General features: G+C 43.7%; 12 protein-coding genes. 4 read left to right on the top strand and 8 right to left on the bottom strand.

The window, feature by feature from the left end; translation table 11 throughout:
- Window positions 1-3: 3 nt before the first annotated feature.
- From ACEQZT_RS15155 to ACEQZT_RS15145, 3 genes are read left to right on the top strand one after another with little or no spacing between them, the layout of a single operon-like run.
- Window positions 4-3003, top strand: a complete 3000-nt coding sequence (locus ACEQZT_RS15155) for a DNA polymerase III subunit alpha (RefSeq protein ID WP_370090301.1) — start codon at window positions 4-6, stop codon at window positions 3001-3003.
- 17 nt (window positions 3004-3020) lie between these two features.
- Window positions 3021-4124: a TRAP transporter substrate-binding protein gene (locus tag ACEQZT_RS15150; protein ID WP_370090300.1), complete on the top strand. Its 1104-nt coding sequence runs from the start codon at window positions 3021-3023 to the stop codon at window positions 4122-4124.
- Between the two features lie 2 nt (window positions 4125-4126).
- Window positions 4127-4528, top strand: a complete 402-nt coding sequence (locus ACEQZT_RS15145; protein WP_370090299.1) for a nuclear transport factor 2 family protein — start codon at window positions 4127-4129, stop codon at window positions 4526-4528.
- A 54-nt stretch (window positions 4529-4582) separates the two neighbouring features.
- Here the strand turns inward: ACEQZT_RS15145 and ACEQZT_RS15140 are convergent, their stop codons facing one another.
- From ACEQZT_RS15140 to ACEQZT_RS15115, 6 genes are all read right to left on the bottom strand, one after another.
- Window positions 4583-7900, bottom strand: a complete 3318-nt coding sequence (locus tag ACEQZT_RS15140) for a T9SS type A sorting domain-containing protein (protein WP_370090298.1) — start codon at window positions 7898-7900, stop codon at window positions 4583-4585.
- 92 nt (window positions 7901-7992) lie between these two features.
- Entirely contained in the window at window positions 7993-12435 is a 4443-nt protein-coding gene (locus ACEQZT_RS15135; RefSeq protein WP_370090297.1) for a T9SS type A sorting domain-containing protein, read from the bottom strand.
- Between the two features lie 134 nt (window positions 12436-12569).
- The gene (locus ACEQZT_RS15130) at window positions 12570-14012 is read right to left on the bottom strand and encodes a LuxR C-terminal-related transcriptional regulator (RefSeq protein WP_370090296.1); all 1443 of its coding nucleotides are present in this window, start codon (window positions 14010-14012) and stop codon (window positions 12570-12572) included.
- Window positions 13993-15561, bottom strand: a complete 1569-nt coding sequence (locus ACEQZT_RS15125) for a tetratricopeptide repeat protein (RefSeq protein ID WP_370090295.1) — start codon at window positions 15559-15561, stop codon at window positions 13993-13995. Before ACEQZT_RS15125 ends, ACEQZT_RS15130 begins: the two co-directional genes overlap by 20 nt.
- Window positions 15558-16862 carry a TRAP transporter large permease subunit gene (locus ACEQZT_RS15120; RefSeq protein ID WP_370090294.1) on the bottom strand — a complete coding sequence of 435 codons (1305 nt, stop codon included), beginning with the start codon at window positions 16860-16862 and terminating at the stop codon, window positions 15558-15560. The genes ACEQZT_RS15125 and ACEQZT_RS15120 overlap by 4 nt, the downstream gene beginning before the upstream one ends.
- Window positions 16855-17343, bottom strand: a complete 489-nt coding sequence (locus ACEQZT_RS15115; RefSeq protein WP_370090293.1) for a TRAP transporter small permease subunit — start codon at window positions 17341-17343, stop codon at window positions 16855-16857. The genes ACEQZT_RS15120 and ACEQZT_RS15115 overlap by 8 nt, the downstream gene beginning before the upstream one ends.
- A 48-nt stretch (window positions 17344-17391) precedes the next feature.
- Here ACEQZT_RS15115 and rlmN point away from each other — a divergent pair, with 48 nt between their 5' ends.
- A complete protein-coding gene (rlmN, locus tag ACEQZT_RS15110; protein WP_370090292.1) occupies window positions 17392-18432 on the top strand; it encodes a 23S rRNA (adenine(2503)-C(2))-methyltransferase RlmN in 1041 nt (346 codons plus the stop codon).
- A 1-nt stretch (window position 18433) separates the two neighbouring features.
- Here rlmN and ACEQZT_RS15105 read toward each other — a convergent pair whose 3' ends face one another.
- Window positions 18434-18808 (bottom strand): hypothetical protein, encoded by a 375-nt coding sequence (locus tag ACEQZT_RS15105; RefSeq protein WP_370090291.1) that lies wholly within the window; start codon window positions 18806-18808, stop codon window positions 18434-18436.
- A 39-nt stretch (window positions 18809-18847) separates the two neighbouring features.
- Window positions 18848-19756 carry a rhomboid family intramembrane serine protease gene (locus tag ACEQZT_RS15100; RefSeq protein WP_370090290.1) on the bottom strand — a complete coding sequence of 303 codons (909 nt, stop codon included), beginning with the start codon at window positions 19754-19756 and terminating at the stop codon, window positions 18848-18850.

Raw genomic sequence — 19756 nt, 5'->3', positions numbered from 1 at the left:
TCCATGTACCTCAACACGCACTCATACTACAGTTTTAAATACGGCACGCTCTCCGTGGAAGATTTGCTTGCACAGGCCAAATCCTTCGGGATCAGTGAATTTGTGTTGACAGATATCAACTCCACAGCTGGGAGTCTCAATTTTGTACGACTAGCAAAGAAAGAAGAGATCAAGCCGATTTTGGGGATCGATTTCCGAAATGGAAATGAACAGAAATTTGTTGGCATTGCCCGAAGCAATGAGGGGTTTCGAGAGCTGAATGAGTATTTATCTGAACATCTGCATGAAGAGAAGAACTTCCCTGATCGGGCACCTGAGTTTGAACACGCATTTGTCATTTACCCTTTTCGATTTGATTTTGATTGGGAGCTAAAGCCGTATGAATATTTGGGTGTGCGTCCCCGTGATATGATCAAGTTTTCCATGACAAAATGGAGTAAGCAGCTCGATAAGCTGGTGGTTTTGCAAACGGTTTCTTTTCGGGATGAAAAGATCAGCTTCAATATGCATCGGTTGCTCCGTGCGATGGATCAGAATACCTTACTCAGTAAGCTCCAGAAATCGGAAGAAGGACACCCCGAAGATGTGATGTGCCCGCTGGGGAAATTGCTGGAGTATTATCGAGATTACCCTGAAATTATCGTGAACACCAAGCGTCTGCTTGATCGGTGTGAAATCGATTTTGAGTTTGGGAATTTTGAAAAACACCAAAACATAAAAACCTATACAGGTTCGGATAAAGAAGACTGGGAAATGTTGGTGGACTTGTGCGAGAAAGGGCTGCCCTACCGATATGGAGAAAGCCCCAAGCCTGAAATTCGCGAGCGGCTAGAAAAGGAGCTGGATCTAATCAAAACGAAAGGTTTTATTTCCTATTTTCTGGTGAACTGGGACATATTGAATTATGCCCGAAAGAAGGGCTACTATTATGTAGGCCGGGGCAGTGGGGCCAACAGCATCGTAGCATATCTGCTTAGAATTACAGATGTAGATCCGGTGGATCTGGATCTTTACTTTGAGCGGTTCATTAATCTGTTTCGTCAGAATCCACCGGACTTTGACATAGACTTTTCCTGGAAGGACCGGGACGATATCACCCGTTATATTTTTGAACGATTTGGACGATCTGATGATGGGCAGAAGGTGGCATTGCTTGCAACCTATAGTACTTTTCAGCACCGGGCGGTGATGCGGGAGTTAGGGAAAGTGTTTGGCCTTCCGGGCTATGAGATTGAAAAAATTGCTGCAGAAGAGGATCAATCCAAGCTCGACCACATTGGCCGATTGATACACCGATACAGTGTACGACTGAAAGACTTCCCTAGCCATCTAAGCATCCACGCGGGGGGTATCCTCATTTCCGATAAGCCCATCCATTACTTTACCGCCACCAGTCTTCCACCAAAGGGGTACCCACTCACCCATTTTGATATGATCATTGCGGAGGATGTGGGACTGTACAAATTTGACATTCTGAGTCAGCGGGGGCTAGGAAAGATCAAAGATTCACTAGACGTGATTGCCAAAAATTGTCCTGATGCTCCTCCGATTGATATTCATGATTTTAAGCGATTCAAACATGATCCGGTTATCAAGGATCGATTGATGCATGCAGACGCCATAGGCTGTTTTTATATTGAGTCACCTGCGATGCGGATGCTGCTGAAAAAGCTACAGGTGCAGGAGTACATGGGGTTGGTGGCAGCCAGCTCAATCATCCGCCCGGGTGTGGCTAAGTCTGGGATGATGCGGGAGTATATTCTGCGCTATCGCTATCCTGAGCGGAGGGAGGAGGCGCACCCCGTGTTGAAAGAGATCATGCCTGATACTTATGGGGTGATGGTGTATCAGGAGGATGTAATCAAGGTGGCTCACTATTTTGCTAAACTCACCCTTGCTGAGGCTGACGTTCTGCGTAGAGGAATGTCGGGTAAGTACCGATCGAGGGACGAATTTCAGAAGGCTCGTGATAAGTACTTTGAAAACTGCAGGGACCTGGGGCATCCATATGAGTTGGCAGCTGATGTTTGGCGACAGATTGAGAGCTTTGCCGGGTATGCATTTGCCAAGGGACACTCAGCATCCTATGCTGTAGAGAGCTACCAGGCTTTGTTTTTGAAGACCTATTATCCGCTGGAGTATATGGTGGCGGTGATCAACAATGGAGGAGGCTTTTATCGAGTGGAGTTTTATGTACATGAGGCACGGATGCAAGGGGCTGAAATTGAAGCTCCCTGCGTGAATCATAGCGAGGGGCTGACGGTCATTCTGGGCAAGACAATTTACCTGGGAATGGGCATGGTGAAAGGACTGAATACGGAAGCGATTGAACAGATATTGGTCGAGCGAGAAGTCAATGGTCAATACCTGGATCTGGATGACTTTATTGAGCGGGTGAAAATCTCATTGGAGCAGATTAAGCTGCTGGTAAGAATTGGAGCACTTCGGTTTTGTGGGCTTTCTAAAAAGGAGATACTGTGGCAGGTGCATTTCATTTTGGGATCAGGGGTGTCTCGGGAGAAGAATCAGCTATTTCATACGCCCATGAAATCCTGGAAACTCCCAAGTCTCCGCCAGGATCCGAGAGAAAATGCCTTTGATGAAATGGATTTGTTGGGATTCCCTCTTTGCAGTCCGTTTGATTTACTGGAGGCAGATGAGCGTGGGATTCTTTCCTGTCAGCTACCCGATTTCCTTGGTAAAAATGTGACCATGATAGGCTATCTAGTGGCGATCAAAAATACCGGCACATCGAGTGGAAAACGCATGAACTTCGGGACGTTTGTAGATCGGGAAGGTCAGTTTATAGATACGGTTCATTTTCAACCTTCGGCAGCAGCCTGGCCATTTCGGGGGTCGGGAGTATACCGCTTACAGGGCAAGGTGGTGGAAGAATTTGATTTCTACTCCCTGGAAGTAAGCAAGATGGAGAAGCTTCAATATGTGAATATGGAGAAGGAACTGCTAAGTCAGGAATCTGCTTTTCAATCCATTGGAAAGTAGGTACTAACTTTAGTGCCATGAAACGTCGCAACTTCCTAACCAAGTCAGCCCTGGCAGCTGCAGGAGTAACCACCTTGGCCTCCTGTGTAAAATCTGAAGAAAAGAGTCAGGGTCCGTACATCAATTTTAACAATACCTACCGGTGGAAGATGACCACTACCTGGCCGCCCAATTTTCCTGTGGTGGGAGAGGGCTGTAAGCTCCTGGCAGATTGGGTGAAACAAATGTCCGGAGGACGAATGGAAATCACCGTATATGGTGGGGGTGAGCTGATTCCAGCACTGGAAGGCTTTGATGCGGTGAGCAATGGAGCCGTAGAAATGAATCACGGTGCTGCGTATTATTGGGCAGGCAAGGTGCCAGCCGCACAGTTTTTTGCAGCTGTGCCTTTCGGGATGAATGCCCAGCAGATGGGCTCATGGATTATCTCCGGGGGAGGGGCGGAACTATGGGAAGAACTTTATGCACCATTTAATATTCAACCAATACTGTGTGGAAATACGGGCGTCCAGATGGCAGGATGGTTTAAAAAAGAAATCCAAACGATCGATGATTTGAAGGGCTTGAAAATGCGAATACCGGGACTAGGTGCAAAAGTGCTGGAAAAGGCTGGGGGTACACCGGTATTGGTTTCAGGTGGTGAGATTTATACCAACCTGGAGCGAGGAGTGATTGACGCCACTGAGTGGATTGGCCCATTTCATGACTACCTGATGGGTTTTTACAATGTGGCCAAATACTACTACTATCCAGGATGGCATGAGCCGGGTCCGGCATTAGAAATGATGATCAACAAGCCGAAGTTTGATGCTTTACCATCGGACTTGCAGGAAATTATTCGAACGGCTTGCTACCGAACCAATCGATGGATGGGGGCGGAGTTTGACGCAAAGAACGGTCAGTACCTTCAAAAGATCATCAATGAAACCGATGTGACTGTGGCCCCTTTTCCAGTGGAGGTGCTTGAAGCGCTGAAAGGATATACGAAAGAAGCTTTGGCAGAGCTTTGTGAAAAGGATGCGCCCAGCAAAAAAGTGTATGAGGCATTTGATAAGTTTCGAAAAGATGTGAGTGTGTGGATGAATGTGAGCGAGCGGGTGTTTTATGAACGAATTATGTAAAAATGAAAAAATCGATTTTAACTATTCTGACAGTTTTATTTACAAATCTTGTTTTGGCTCAAACACCCGAAGAGTTAGCCAATGCTCAATTGGAAGCTTATAACAATCGGGACATAGAGGCATTTGTAGAGCCATATTCGGATTCGGTGAAGGTTTTTAATGATAAAAGGGAATTGCTTTATCAGGGTAAGGAAACGATGCGGGCACAATATGGGAGCATGTTTGCCAGCACGCCGGACCTGAATTGCAATCTCCTGAACCGCATTGCTGTAAGTGATACAGTGATAGAACATGAAGAGGTCACTTTTGGCGAGGGAAGAAAAATCTATGCAATCGTGATGTACAAAGTATCAAATGGCAAAATTCAGGAGGTCCATTTTCTTGATCGTAAGAACGCAGAATAAAAAAGGGCCGACTCCTGGAGCCGACCCATCGCAATAGCCATAGCTAATGCTGCCTTAGTTTGCCTTTATGATTTTGTGTGTGGATTGTGATTTGTCTCCAGCCACTTTTAGTAAATAAGTACCCGGTCTTAGATTTTGAATATCAATCTTCGATTGCTCTCCCGAGTTATACAATATTGTTCTTCCGTTAAGATCAATCAAGCGAATAGATTTTGCATCCTTAGAATCCACATGGATATAATCACTTGCAGGATTAGGGTATATTTTAACCAGATGATCACCAACACCAAGTGCACATTGATTGGAGTCATCAGTATCATCACAGTCTGTTGAGTTATCAACATATCCTACTGGCGCCTCGCATGCTTCAATAGTTTGATTTTCGTCTCCCAGCCCGTCTCCGTCTCCATCCCTGTACCATGTAATCTGGCTAATTTCTGCATCATCATCTACACAATCATCTGCATTACTCACATACCCCGCAGGCTGGCTACAGTCCTCAACGAAATCATTTATATCTCCTAAACCATCTCCATCAGCATCTCGATACCATGTAACTAAAAGGCTTGGTATGTCACTGCTCAAGTTATATCGGTAAAGCTCAGAACCCAGATCAGGAGTGTATCCGCGAAAGTATAGATATCCATTTATAGGCGCTAACTCTCCCAAAATACTGACGGGATCATCATTGAGGGATTGTGTGCCGCAAGTGGTGCCATCGGTATGCCACAGGGTGTAGCCATTGGTTTCCGTATTGTAGCCGTTGAAGTATACCTCATCATCGTGTACAAATACTTTTAGTGGAGCAACAGGATTCCCATATGCATCTACAGATATCTCTACTGTGCCACCAACTGTACCATCGGTCACCCACAGTGCGGATCCTGCAGAAAAATACTCATTACCATCCTCAAAAATTCCGGCAGTGATAAATAACTTTCCATCCGCCAGAACTGCGTTCTTGTCATTCAAATCATCTTCACCTCCAATGCGAATGGGAATGTCTTCAACCAGCATGACAGTTGTACCGCTACCATCGGTTGCCTGAAGGTGTACCAGGTCGTTTTCGTCTTTGGCAAAGTATACAACTGACTCACCTACAGAGCCCTGTAAGACATATCTCTTAATTCCATCTTGCAAAAGAATAGTACCTTCAGCCGTACCGTTCGATTTCCAAAGCTCGTAGCTCTGATCCTCACTGATGTAAGTAAAGAATACGAAATAGGAATCAAATATGGCATAGTCTCTGATGTTGGTAAACCCAGACCCTTCATTGATATCAGTAATTCGTTGAGTCCCCTCTGCTGTAAGGTCTGAAATCACTACTTCATATCCATAAGTAGATGCATCTTCAGATCCTTCGATTATGAGTTGGTCGTTAAATACGAATTTAAATTGCAGGACGCCATCAGCGGACGGATTGAGATCTACTAACTGCTCAGTACCTGATTCGGTCCCGTCAGTCATCCAGATTTCACGTCCTGTGCTACCATCTGAAGCAGAGAAGTAACATTTGTTATTTATCACGGTGAAATGACGTGGATTGCTTTCACCTGTACCAGGGTTGACATCCTTGAGTAAAACCGTTCCTTCAGTAGTTCCATCGGAGATCCATGGTTCTCGACCTTCCTCTGCGGTTCGGGCTTGAAAAATTATTTTATTTCCGAATAAAGCAACACTTTCAATGCCAGACGAAGAAGAACCAGGTCTTATATCTTTTATCATTTGTGTTCCCTCAGGGGTACCATCAGTAGTCCAGAGTTCTTCACCTTCTTCTTCAGTGTCGGCTACAAAAAAATATTGGCCATTTATTGCCTCTTGAAAATACCAGCCATTAAGGCTTGATTTTGCCACCACGCCTTCAGGTAGTAAATCAACGACGGTACCACTGCTCTCATACCATAAGCTGGTTTCTCCATTATCTCTTGTGGCTGTGAAGATCATGCCATTGCTAAAGGCAAAAAAATCACGCGGTTCACTGCTATTAAAAATCGTCACTTCGTTACTTAGGCCAATAGTCCCTTCAGTGGTGCCATCACTGACAAATAGCTGCGGACCGTCTTGCTCTGTGGCTATGAATAATGATGTGCTGGAAGCCGCAATACTTCTAAATGAACTGCTGGAGCCAAAATCAATGGCTGCCACTTGTTCTGTTCCCTCTGAGGTCCCATCAGTTACCCAAAGACCATCTTCGGTTGCTCCTTTTGCGGAAAAATAGACTTTGTTATTGAAAAGTGTAAAGTGGTTGGCGTATGAGCTCCCAGAGCCTGTGTTGATATCCAAGATCTGTTCTGTTCCTTCTGCCGTGCCGTCCGTTTTCCAGAGTTCTTCTCCTTCACTACCGTATGCTCTGAAAAGCAGCATATCATCAAAAGCAAAGAAGTTGTTAGGTGAACCGTATCCAGCCTCTCTCAAATCTTTAAAAAGAATAGTTCCTTCCTCAGTTCCATCCGATATCCATAGCTCATTGCCAACAATTCCATCATCTGCCGCGAAGTATAGCTTGCCATCAAATTCACCAAGCGCTGTGTTACTTGGTAAACCATCCGCTGTTCCCGTTCGGATCTCCTTTACAAGGCTGGTTCCTTCTACAGTTCCATCTGATTTCCATAATTCGTACCCTTCAGTTGCTGTTCGCGCTCTGAAGTATAGATAGCCATTTGCTTCTGTGAATTTTGAGGGGTCACCACTGGAAGTGCCCTCATAAATATCTTTTACTAGCTTAGTGCCGCTTTCTGTTCCGTCAGTAACCCAAAGCTCTGTGCCGAGTGATTCTGTACTTGCTCTGAAAAAGATCTTATTTAGTGCGAATGTCAGACTATTTATGTAGTTGACATCTTCTGGTAATGTTACCATTTGCAAAGTTCCATTAACAGTGCCATCTGTTTTCCATAATTGGATTGGGCTATCATCACTTTTTCTAACTTGAAACATGAATTCAGTTTCATTGAGGCGTACGAATGAGTAGGCATCCGTTCCAGAATCAAAATCAGCTAGTGAGAATGTTCCCGCTTCTGTTCCATCCGTTATAGTAGGCAAATATCCTCTGTTGAGATATTGGACGCTGAAAATTACCTTATCGCCAAATTGTATCGGGTTATTTGGTTCCACAGATTGCGCTCCGGGGAGTATATCTTTAATCAAAACGACTTCATTGCTACCGTTTAGTGTCCAGGGCTCATCTCCATATTCCGGATGTGCTTCATAAAAGAAAATGGGCTTATCTCCAGCAATTGCAATATCTGTGACAATTCTAAGGTCTTTTACTTCCGAAGAAGAGTTGATATCTGAAACAAGTTCTATTTGTGCATTGACAGATGCCATACCAAACAGAAGAAAAGACTGCAATATGATTTTATGTAAATTTTTCATGGTGTTGATATTTGAGGAAAGTTTAATTCTGAGGGGAATAAAGGGCCGACTCCTGGAGCCGACCCATCGCAATAGCCATAGCTAATGCTGCCTTAGTTTGCCTTGATTATCCTGTGGCTGGTAGAGCGGTCACCATCGCTCACCTGCAGGATGTACATCCCCGGCTTGAGGGACTGAATATTCAACTCTAATTGGTTTCCATTTTTCGCTTGCAGCTGTCTGCCGTTAAGGTCAAGCAGCCTCACTGATACTGATTCTTTTGCATCCACTCGAATGAAATCTGATGAAGGGTTTGGATAGATTTTTACTTCTGCATCCGATAGTCCTAGTGGTTCTGAAACTTCATTGACAGTAAATGTGAACTCATCGGAGACAGTGCCGCCATTGCCATCATTGGCGGTAAGAGTGATGGTGCTTGTGCCAGTTCCCACTTCAGTAATTCGGATTTGATTTCCAGAAATCACCTGGGCAGTTACAACACCTTCACTACTACTAGTGACTGAAACATTCAGATCGTCACCATCAGCATCTGAGAACACACCAGAATAGCTTATCTCCACAGTGCCAAATCCTTCATCTTCTTCTGCATCACTCATTGGGTTAGCCACCGTAGGTGCTGTGTTTGGAGCCTCGGTAATCGTCACCTCCCAGTCTTGAGTGGTCTCACCATCCTCTGCCGTCACTGTATATGTTACGGCACTGGTAAAGTCCTGAGCTCCTTGGGGAGAATAGCTCGCACCAGGTGAAACTGTCACACTAGGTGTCAGTGCAGTGATATCTGTACCTAACTCAACCTCCATTGTAATGGTATAATTTTCACTGTCAATAACAGCTTCATCAGTTTGTTCCGTCAATGAAAAAGCCAGAATATTAGCCTCAGGACATGCTTCATACACATCAATGGTGATGAAAGAGCAGGTAGTAGAGCTTGAGCATGCTCCTTCTCCCCTTACAAAGTAGGTAGTCGTTTCTGAAGGGCTTACTTCGATTGAAGTACCGGTTCCGACAGGTGTACCACCGCAGCTTTCAGAGTACCACTCCCAGGTCAGTGCATCGTTCAACCCGACATCTCCAACCGAAAGGGTAATTGAGGTTCCAGCACAAATTTGATTGTCGCTTGCCTCGATGGTTGGGAGGTCTGGATTGCTACAAAGACCAAAGATGTATGCTGCTCCCGAATAGCTCATGGCATTGAGACCCTCAGAATCCAGATTGGCATAAGTATCCGCTATGACAATATTATCACCATCTAAAGAGATATAGTTTCCGAAATTAGAATTGTTGTCATAGGACGCAGGTGTAATAATGTCACTTTGTACCCATTCGCTACCAGATCTGGAGAAGATGTAGACACCACTTCTATCAGTATTCGGATCTACATATAGCGATCCAACTGCCAGAGTACCATTAGATAGAGAAATACTAACTCCAAATTCCTGTTCCTCAAAAGAATTTTCAGGAAGAATAATTTGGGTCTCCACCCAAGCACCTTCTATCCTTTCAAAAACATATGCCTGACCCGTGTATGAATTTTTTTCATAATTACTGGCGACCAGCACATTGTCATCGAGATCAATATAATATCCCAGGTAATCGTATTCTTCTCTATCGCTGGCAACAAGTTTCGCAACCTCAGACCACACACCACTTTCATTTTCTTCATACATGTATATGGCGCCTGTTTGTTCAAGGGTAGTAACACCATCTTCAGCCAGTGAATTTGCCTCATAAGCACCAATGGCAACAAACCCATCAGCAATCGCTACACTTTCACCATAGTAATAGCCGTATGTCTCTCGGTCACTTGCTACAATCTTTTGTACTTCCTCCCAAACCCCTGAGGCATTTCTTTTGAAGATGTAGGCAGCTCCTGCATCACTATGGTAGTTTTCTCCATTTTCGTCGTAAGCATCATAAGGTGCAGATGCAACAAGGTAATCACCCGCCAGGTCCACATCGTACCCAAATTCGATTCCGTCATCAATGGATCCTGAGGGAGTTAATTCTTGTTTGTATTCCCATGTGCCTGATTCATTTTTCTCGTACATCAAAATGATTCCATCACCAAACCCGGTGCTTGTTCCATCTTCATTTGGCATGGCAATGGCAGCATAATCGCCATCCATAGCCAATATCTTTCCGAAATTGTCATAGCTGGATCGATTAGTTGGTCGTACAAGTTTTTGGGTTTGAACCCAGTCACCCATTTCATCTTTTTCGAAAACGAATGCAGCCCCTGCATCTCTTACCCAATTCTCCTCATTTTCGTCGTAATCATGGGCATGGGCTCCCACAATCGCATAGCCGTCAGAGATGGCTACATCTTCCCCAAAATATGTGTAGCTGTATCTGACTGCTGGTGTGACTTTATGCTCAGAGCTAGCCGCACTTCCTTGTGGACCGTCATTTACTTCTTTGATATTGATGGTAAAGGCCTGATCAAAGGATGCGTCACCATTATCAGTAGTTCGGATAAGTACAGAGTAAGATGCCCCATCAGCAAAATCAAAACTGGTTGCGGTTACAAGCTGATCGTCTACAATGTCGAAGAATCCATTCCCTTCATCACCTGTCCCTGATACCAGCGTATATACATGATCATCAACCACATCAATATCTTCCGATGACAATACGCCTACTACTGTTCCGATTGGAGCCCCTTCTGCTACTTTGTCGTTATCCAGGTAAATGGCAGTTGGAGCTTCGTCTGGCAGGTCATTGATTGATATGGTAAATACTTTTTCGAAAGTTCCACCATGGGCTACATTATCGTCAGATCTAACCCTGATGCTGTAGCTATTCTTTGTTTCGTAATCAAACACAAAATCTGATATCAGGTTCGAGCCACTGACTTCAAACAGCCCATTATCATCACCTCCTTCACCCATCACAAGCTCGTAGGTATGGCTATCAGATACGTCTACGTCAGTAGAGCTAAACGACCCAACGATTGTTCCGATACTGCTATTCTCATCAATGTCCATGGAGCTGAGTGAAATATCCGTTGGGGCGTCATTTTGGTGAACGATGGTGGCAGTCCAAACGTCTTGTGTCGTTCCGTCTTCCGCAGTAACTGTATAATCCTGTGGAGTTGTGAAGTCTCTTACAGTTCCACTGGTTGGACTAACATTTGCTCCAAAGTAAGTGCCAATGGATGGACCTATGTTGGATAGATCCGTTCCATTGGTTACTTCTAACAGGACGGTAGAATTTTCACTATCTATCACTGCGTCTACGTATTTGTTAGCATGATTAAAAGCGGTAATATCTGCAATCATATTTGGCGCTTCAAAAGCACCTTTACTTGGCACGTTGCTATGTCTTGGGTCTCCATTAATATCGGTTGTTACAGAAGTTGTATAAGCAGACCGGAAGTCAGGGTTTGTGAGAGAAGATCCTGCCAAGGAAAAATCAATGGATGCGATATCAGTAAAAATCGGTTCTGAAAAAGTTACAGAGGGAGAATACCCTTGTGATGCTTCCTGATCATAGCTATTGTACCAGTTTGGGGTGCTTACCCCATCGTCATACATATAAATGTTGTTGTTACTATGCGAGTAGTTATTGTTCAAGGAAATACCTCTTTTGTAGGAGCTTCCATCTCCAGAACTATTAATACTCACGATATTGTTTCTGACAATACCACTCCCACCTGTTCCGGCTGAAAAACTTAAACCGTATGCATTGATAAATTGAGACGTGCTACCACCATCAAAGTATATGGTGTTATTGATGGCTTCACCATGACCATAGCTATGATTTATAGCTGTCGCGCTTGTCATGAATTCAGTGAAGGTATGGCTGAAAACATTATTGTATGCTTTAACCCCACATTTCATTCGGATATATATAACTCCTCCTGCTGTGTTGGTTCGCTCAAAACCGTAAAACTTGTTGTTTTGAATTACTATGTTCTTAGGCCAGGTAGATTGAGCTCCGTAAACAGGACTGGAATAGATAACATAGATAGGGTTTGAGTGGTCAACAGGAGTTTCTGTGAAAAACTCATTGTTTTCAATGATGATGTCATCCCAATACTGAGCTCCCGCTGCGGCACCTCCATTGGATCCATAAATTCCAAATTGACCTTGGACGTTGAATTTTAAATTTCTGAAAGTAACATCTCTCACATGAGTGTACATTCTGATCTCACCATTGATTTGAACGACCTTATCACCGGTGACAGGGTTGGCCCCATCAAATGTGACATTATCTGTTCCATTCAGTCTAAAATCGTGATTGATTTGAAGGTTTGTAACATCAGAGGCTGGTCTGATTGTGACCGAGTAAGATGTTGCACCTGTAATTCCTCCTAAAGTGGTGTAATCAGTAACATCATAATCTGACTGTAGCTCTAGAATGAGATCTCCATCAATTCCTCCTGCAGAGTTAATCCCGGTGAAGGCTAGTGGCAGTGTTTCATAATTTGCTCCAGGTCCAACGGTAAAGGTTCCGGATACTTGAGCACTCGCTAAATACATTCCCCCCACTATGGTGGCAAAGAGCAAGAATTTTTTAACTAAGACATGTGTCATGGCGTTTTGCGATTTTGTTTGAATCAAACTTGTCGCAATACCAAGAGAAACAGCCTAACCTAGTGGGCTAGTTTTTGCCTACCCACTTGGGTAGTTTTTCAAAAATCATCGAATGGGAGCTGTAGGAAGGGTTTCTAGGATTGCCCCACAATGAGGTGAAGTGCTTCTTTTCTGTTGTTTACTCCCAACTTTTCATAGACATTTTTGAGGTGGTATTTTACGGTATTCACCGATACAAAGACCTCCTGGGCTATTTCATTGTTGGTTTTATCAGAGACCGTAAGGTTTAAAATCTCAAACTCTCGCTCTGTGAGGGGCTGGTGCAGTTTCAAATTCAATTCATCCAGATTTAGCTTAATGGCGCTACTGTCACCAAGCAGTGAATTGATCTTTAGTCGCAGATTTTCGATTTCTTCACCCAACAGCTTTTGCTCGAGTCGAGCCTTTTGCCTTAAGGAATAAATGATAAATATACCCACTAGCAAGATGATGACGATAGCTCCTGCAAGCAGGTATTTTTCGCGTCGCTGTTGGATAAGCTGAAGCGACGCGATGGCAAGTTCTTGCTCCTTTTTTTCGGTTTGGTATTTGGTTTCCAGCTCTGCGATTTGTCTGGATTTTTCCTCAGTAAATATTTCCGAGGCTACTTCATTCTTGTTTTCCAAAAATTCCAGCGCCGATTGATAATCTCCTTGCTGCACGGCTATCTTGCTTAGCAGATCAAAAGTGTAAACTTCGTCCTGAGCAAATTTGTATTCTTGAGCAATTTGGAGCGCCTCAAGTCCCAGCTTTTTCGCTTGCTCCAGTTCGCCCATGTACATCAGGTTTTCTGCCTTGCTCTGTAAGGTGTTTTGCACACCCGATGACATTTCTATTTCTCTAAAAACCTCAAGTGCCTGATCATATAGTTCATTAGCTTTTTGGTATTGTTCCAAAACGAGTGAGTATACAGTTCCCGAGTTTAGCAAGGTATTGGCAAACCCTTCTTTTTCGTTGATAGCCATGAATAGCGATGCAGCCTGCTCATAATAGTCAAGCTCTCTTTGTGAATTATCTGCGTATCCAGCCATCATCCCCAAATTATTAAGCGCATGACCCCACCTGAGAGTGTCTCCAAATTGTTGTGAAAGGCTTTCTACATGTTGAAAGTATTCCACGGCTTTTGCGTCTTCTTCCTGCATCAGATAGTCAATGCCAAGATTGTTGAATGCATCTATCAAGGTGACTGTATCCTGAAATTGCTCTGCCACCTCAATAGCCCGGAAGGAGTACCTTGTTGATTTTTCATAGTCAGCCAGGTAACTGTATGAGGTAGAAAACCCTATAAAAATCTGTCCTTTTAGTGAGTCTCGTTTGAAGGTCTCACTAATGGTGATGGCCTTTTGGCAAAGCTGCAGAGCTGTATCGGGATGTGTTTCAGCGTACTCTTTGGCAAGCTTGGTCAGTGTGATCAAATACAAAGGTTCTGATTCGTACATCTTTTGCAACTCCAGCTCCAATTGTTCAATGGTGGTCTGGGCACCTACATTGAGGCAGAATAAAAAGATGACAAAACATTTAATTGGCTTTAACCACATAATCTAAGGCTTCTTTTCTATTGTTAACTCCCAGTTTTCCGTATGTGTTGCGCAGGTGAAATTTAACCGTACTTGTAGAGACAGAAAGTTCATCAGCGATCTCGCTATTTGATTTTCCTTCCAGTGTCAGCCGTAAAACTTCAAATTCTCTATCTGAGAGTGGCGTATTGATTTTTTTATTGAGATCAACAATACTTACTTCAGGCTCTGATGGGCTGATGTTGAGATCGATCAACCGCTTCTTCAAGGCCTCAATTTGGAGCTCCTGAGCTTCCCTCTCGATCTTCATTTTTTTATGGCGCTGGTTGAAGTAAACTGCCAATACCAAGATGCTCATTGCTGCTCCAACCCCAATTGCGTAAATGGCATTCCTGCTCTTAGCCAGGTTGGCAGCCTGAAGCTCGTTTGTAAGTGAGAGCCTGGTGATCTCTGATTCCTTCCTGTGCGTTTCAAATGCTACTTCCAGATCGGCAACCTTGTTGTTTAGGTCTTCACTCAATTCATCCTCTCTTGTGGAGTATGCTGTGTTCATAGCTTCATAGGCCTCCTTATATCTCCCCAATGCACGATAAATTTCTCCCTTAAATCTCATGATTTTTGCCGAGTAGAGATTTTTGCCCAGCTCATTATCTAACTGCTCAGACTTGTTTATGAATCCAAGAGCCTCCGTGGGGTTGTTGGTGTCCATGAGCCATTCGGCGTAATTGGCGTAGCTATTGGCGAGCCCTGCTTTATCACCCATCTGCTCTTTTAGTGAAATGGATTTTCGATAATGTTCTCCAGCCATGTTTAGCATATCAGGGATGTCGTGAAGAACTGAGGCCAGGTTGTTGTGTGCATTGGCTTCTTTTATTTTGTCTCCAAATTCGATGGCTATTTCCAGGGATTGCTCATAATATTGGATTGCCTCCCGATACCTTCCTAAATGTTTTAATGCTATCCCAATATTGTTTAAAGTATTGCTTAGTGAGAGTCGCTGATTATACTTTTCCTTTAAAACTGCCGCTTCTTTATAGTATTCCAGTGCCTTTTCCCAGGCATCCATTTTCTGGTAGACAATGCCAAGGTTGTTTACAGTGCTGGTGATGCTCTCATCAGCAAGCTGTTCCCTGATTCTATAGGCTTTATGCAAAATTTCTATTGCAGTATCATATTCTGTTTTATAGGAATAGACAAGACCTATATTATTGTACATGGCCCCCATTCTGGCACTGTCGGCAAGCTCTTGAGAAATTCTTAAACAGGTCGAATAGTAATGGATGCAAGAGTCATAATTGGATTGAAAAAAATGAATGTTTCCAAACCCATTGTACATGGAAGCCAGGCAGGTAGGATTATCGATTCTTTTAGCAACTGTCAGCCCCTTACCTATAAAATGGAACGCAGAATCGGGGTTTGACCTTCTATATTGCATGGCCAGCTTTCCATAAAGCATAGCTCTCAGAGAGTCATTTTTAGTTTCTTCGATTTCCAATTTCAGCTCATTTGCTGTTTGGCCAAATGCTGTAAGTGTACATGCAATTAGTATGGACAGGACTAAGGCTTTCATCTACCCAAATTAACCAACTCAGGGAAAATTATTAGTAAAGTCAAAAAGATTAACTGAATAATTACAAAAGGGATGATCCCCTGGTAAATGTGTTTAGTCTTTACTTCGGGCGGTGCTACCCCTTTCAAATAAAACAGCGCAAAACCAAAAGGAGGTGTGAGAAAGGAGGTCTGTAAGTTGACTGCCAAGAGGATACCTATCCATATCAAATCCACACCAAGAGAAACAAAAATGGGAGCTACCACGGGCACAATGATGAAAACGATTTCAATGAAGTCAATGAAGAAACCTGTAATGAACACTATGACCATCACCAAGATCAAAAAGCTCGTTGCATCCAGATTGGCACTTTCTATGAGTCCCAGCAAAAACTTATCTCCTTCCAGCCCTCTAAAGACTAAGGAGAAGGCAGTTGCTCCCACCAAAATCATGAATACCATGGATGTGAGCATGGTTGTTTCTTTCATCACTTCCTTTAGAACTGTTAAGTTCAATTTCTTACTGACGATAGCAAGTATCATAGCACCAAAAGCACCTACACCGGCTGCTTCTGTAGGCGAAGCGATTCCAGCGAAAATGGAACCAAGAACGATCAGAATCAAAACAAATGGAAAAAGAAATGACTTCACCACATCCATCGAAAAGCCCTCATCTCGAAACTCCTGAAGTTTCTCCTTCGATACTTTAGGTACCCGTTCAGGATAAATTTGACCGTAAACGATAATATATAGCAGGTAAATAACCACCAGGCACACACCGGGCACAATGGCCGCCAGAAACAAATCACCTACGGATACATTGAGCACACTACCCAGCAATACCAAGACCACTGATGGGGGAATGATTTGTCCTAATGTTCCGGAGGAAGCAATAACTCCCGTACTTATTCTGGGACCATAGCCATTTTTAAGCATGGTGGGCAAACTGATTAATCCCATAGTAACTACCGTGGCACCAACAATTCCAGTTGATGCTGCCAGCATGGCCCCCACAACAACTACGGCAATAGCAAGTCCACCACGTATATTACCGAAAAGCATACTCATGGTATGAAGCAGACGCTCAGCAATACCAGATTTTTCCAGCATCATGCCCATGAAAATGAATAGTGGGACAGCCAGAAGGACGAAATTTTGCATGGTGCCATATACCCGCAAGGAAAGCAGGTAGAAAAAGTCCATGTCAAAGACGAGTAACCCTACTACAATGGAAAGCCCACCAAGAGTGAAAGCCACCGGGTAACCCAGTAGGATTAGGAGGAAAATGGCTCCAAAAAGGATGAGAGGTAAGTATTCAAGCATTACCTCTGATGGTTTTGAGTGAAGTCAAAATAAGCGAGGCACCCTGTAAACCAAGCAGCAGAAAACCTACAGGAATGGTTGACTTAATAATCCATCTTGCCGGCAGTCCTCCTGGCTGGGGGCTTGTTTCATTCATGAGATACGAACTGTACACAAATGAAATAGACTCCCAGCAGGCAACTATGCAAAAAGGAAGAAGTAAGAATATTGTTCCCAAAAGGTTGACCCAGGCCTTGGTCTTATCAGAAAAGCTATGATAGAATACATCTACTCGAACATGCTTGTCTTGCTGGAGAGTGTATGCAGCGCCCAACAAAAATATCACAGCAAATAGATGCCACTCCAACTCGAACGAGGCTGCCGATGTAATACTGAGCGTATAGCGGAGAATTACGTCCACCACGATCACGAGCACCAGCGTGAAGGTAAGCCATGAAACAGCCTTGCCAATAGCACTATTCAGTTTGTCGATAAGGGTCACCCGACGAAAATAGTAAAAGAACCGAAACCATCTTCATACCTTTGCAAAATGAAGGACATCCGAAAAGAGTCGTTGGAGAGCCTGACGAGTTGGTTTGAGGCAAATGGAGAAAAAAAATTCAGGGCGAAACAGGTCTGGGAGTGGCTGTGGGCAAAATCAGCCAAATCTTTTGATGAGATGTCCAACTTGTCCAAACCTCTTAGAGACAAGTTGAAATCTGAATTTGTGATTAATCACATAACAATCGATAATTCTCAGCTTTCCAACGATGGCACCATAAAGTCTGCTTTTCGTTTGCACGATAACCACTTGATTGAAGGAGTGTTGATCCCAGCAGATGACCGTATGACGGCTTGTGTTTCTTCGCAGGTAGGATGTTCGCTAAGCTGTAAATTTTGTGCTACCGGCTATATGAAGCGTGAGAGAAATCTTGATGGAGCGGAGGTGTATGATCAGGTAGTGGCTATTCGTGATCAGGCTGAGGAACACTATCAAAAACCACTTTCCAATATCGTATTTATGGGAATGGGCGAGCCATTGCTCAACTATAAAGGCATGATGGATGGCATAGACAGAATCACCTCTGAGGATGGACTCAATATGTCTCCCAAGCGGATCACCGTTTCTACCGCGGGTATTGCCAAGATGATCAACAAGCTGGCGGACGATGAAGTGAAATTCAATCTTGCGCTCTCACTCCATGCTGCGGATGATAAGAAGCGTGATACCATTATGCCGATTAACGAAACGAATACGCTGGCAGCTTTGTCCAAGGCATTGCAATATTTCTATGACAAAACCGGCAACAGAATCACCTTTGAATACATCCTGTTTTATGATTTCAATGACTCCATCGATGATGCGGAAAAGCTTCTCAAGTACGCACGAAAAGTACCTGGTGTGCGAATAAATATCATTGAATACAACCCCATTTCAGAAGCATCATTCACTAAAGCTGATCCTGAAACCATCGATCGTTTTGCCAATCACTTGATCAAAGGAGGCATCCACACAAGTGTGAGGAGGAGTAGAGGTAAAGACATTGATGCCGCTTGTGGCCAGCTAGCTAACAAGTCGAAAGCAAGCTGAACTATCTTGTTTCAGCTTCCTGACAATTCCCTGAAACACACTCAACAGCTGGGGCAGTAACCACTGAACAATCTGATCCGGCTTTCGTGGCTTCATTGTATTGTTTGTTCAGTTCGTTGTAATCGGCTACCAATTCATCAAGCTTTGTCTGATCCGTCGCGTTAGAGTGAATAATAAATTTTGTTGGTCCCCCACAAGGTTTTACTCCAATAGCTGTTGCCACACATTGATCAGAAGAATCGCATGACGTTTCAATGTGATCCTCAATCTGGGTGTATACCTCTTGCATCTGTTGTAGCAGGGTGTCAGGGCTTAGAGACTCTTCTTTGCATCCTAGAAAAGCGATTAAAGCGAGGGTGAAAATGTATTTACTCATAGCTTGTTTTATTTTAAACTATGAGTAGCAAATTCTATGCTATTTTTTGCTGGCATTGAAAAGCTTTTGCTTCTCGTCTTTGGTCAGGCTTTCATACCCCTTCTCAGATATTTTATCCAGAATAGCATCAATCTCAGCTTGCGGGGTATTCGAAGAATCGGCTGCTTTAGCTGCTTCTTTTTTGGTTGGTCTTCTGTTACCCGAGCGATGCGTCACCTTGATTTTGGGCTGAGGTTTAAACATGCTTTTGATAAACTGAATAAATGAGATCACCCAGCCACCCATATCTGAGCCTTTATTGAGCTGAGAAATGTACATCCAACCAACCAGCGCACCCCCAAGGTGGGCAATTTCACCTCCGGCATTGGCTCCAGTTGTTCCTATGAATGACATGAAAACATAAAATATGGCGATATACTTGATCTTAACCGGCCCAATGAAAAGCAGGAAGAACGTATAGTTGGGCATGAAAACTGCCGCTCCAACCACAATCGCAAAAACCCCTGCAGAAGCTCCAAGCATCATTGATTCTGCCACCCGATCAGCATAAAACGGCATGAAATTATAGATGAACATGTAGAGAATCCCTCCTGCCAGTCCACCCAGGACATATAGAGAAATGACCCGTTTGCTATTCAAAAACTCCTGAATGATTCGTCCAAACCAAAAGAGGAACAGCATATTGAAAAGGATATGGAAGAAATCGAAGTGAGTAAAGAAGTAGGTGACCAATGACCAGGGTTGGAGTAGAAAACTCCCAACATCAGCGGGTAATTGTAGCTTTCTGAAAATGAAATAAAATGTGTCTGTCGCTCCACTCAAATCAAAGAATACCTTGATCACCCGAGCGGATACAAAAACAATGAGATTGATCAGAATAATCTGAACTACCGCATTGTTTGGCTTGCTCCAGGCATTTTTGAATTCCTCTTTAATTCCTCCGTTCAT

This window comes from Ekhidna sp. (assembly GCF_964218185.1).
GTDB lineage: Bacteria > Bacteroidota > Bacteroidia > Cytophagales > Cyclobacteriaceae > Ekhidna.
This window is presented reverse-complemented; position numbering and strand designations above follow the sequence as displayed.

Bases quoted from the DNA above. Each gene is read 5' to 3' on its own strand.
- ACEQZT_RS15145 (WP_370090299.1), top strand. From the start codon at position 4,127: ATGAAAAAATCGATTTTAACTATTCTGACAGTTTTATTTACAAATCTT.
- rlmN (WP_370090292.1), top strand. From the start codon at position 17,392: ATGAAGGACATCCGAAAAGAGTCGTTGGAGAGCCTGACGAGTTGGTTT.
- ACEQZT_RS15100 (WP_370090290.1), bottom strand. From the start codon at position 19,756: ATGAACGGAGGAATTAAAGAGGAATTCAAAAATGCCTGGAGCAAGCCA.
- ACEQZT_RS15130 (WP_370090296.1), bottom strand. From the start codon at position 14,012: ATGTGGTTAAAGCCAATTAAATGTTTTGTCATCTTTTTATTCTGCCTC.
- ACEQZT_RS15140 (WP_370090298.1), bottom strand. From the start codon at position 7,900: ATGAAAAATTTACATAAAATCATATTGCAGTCTTTTCTTCTGTTTGGT.
- ACEQZT_RS15120 (WP_370090294.1), bottom strand. From the start codon at position 16,862: ATGCTTGAATACTTACCTCTCATCCTTTTTGGAGCCATTTTCCTCCTA.
- ACEQZT_RS15135 (WP_370090297.1), bottom strand. From the start codon at position 12,435: ATGACACATGTCTTAGTTAAAAAATTCTTGCTCTTTGCCACCATAGTG.
- ACEQZT_RS15155 (WP_370090301.1), top strand. From the start codon at position 4: ATGTACCTCAACACGCACTCATACTACAGTTTTAAATACGGCACGCTC.
- ACEQZT_RS15105 (WP_370090291.1), bottom strand. From the start codon at position 18,808: ATGAGTAAATACATTTTCACCCTCGCTTTAATCGCTTTTCTAGGATGC.
- ACEQZT_RS15150 (WP_370090300.1), top strand. From the start codon at position 3,021: ATGAAACGTCGCAACTTCCTAACCAAGTCAGCCCTGGCAGCTGCAGGA.
- ACEQZT_RS15125 (WP_370090295.1), bottom strand. From the start codon at position 15,561: ATGAAAGCCTTAGTCCTGTCCATACTAATTGCATGTACACTTACAGCA.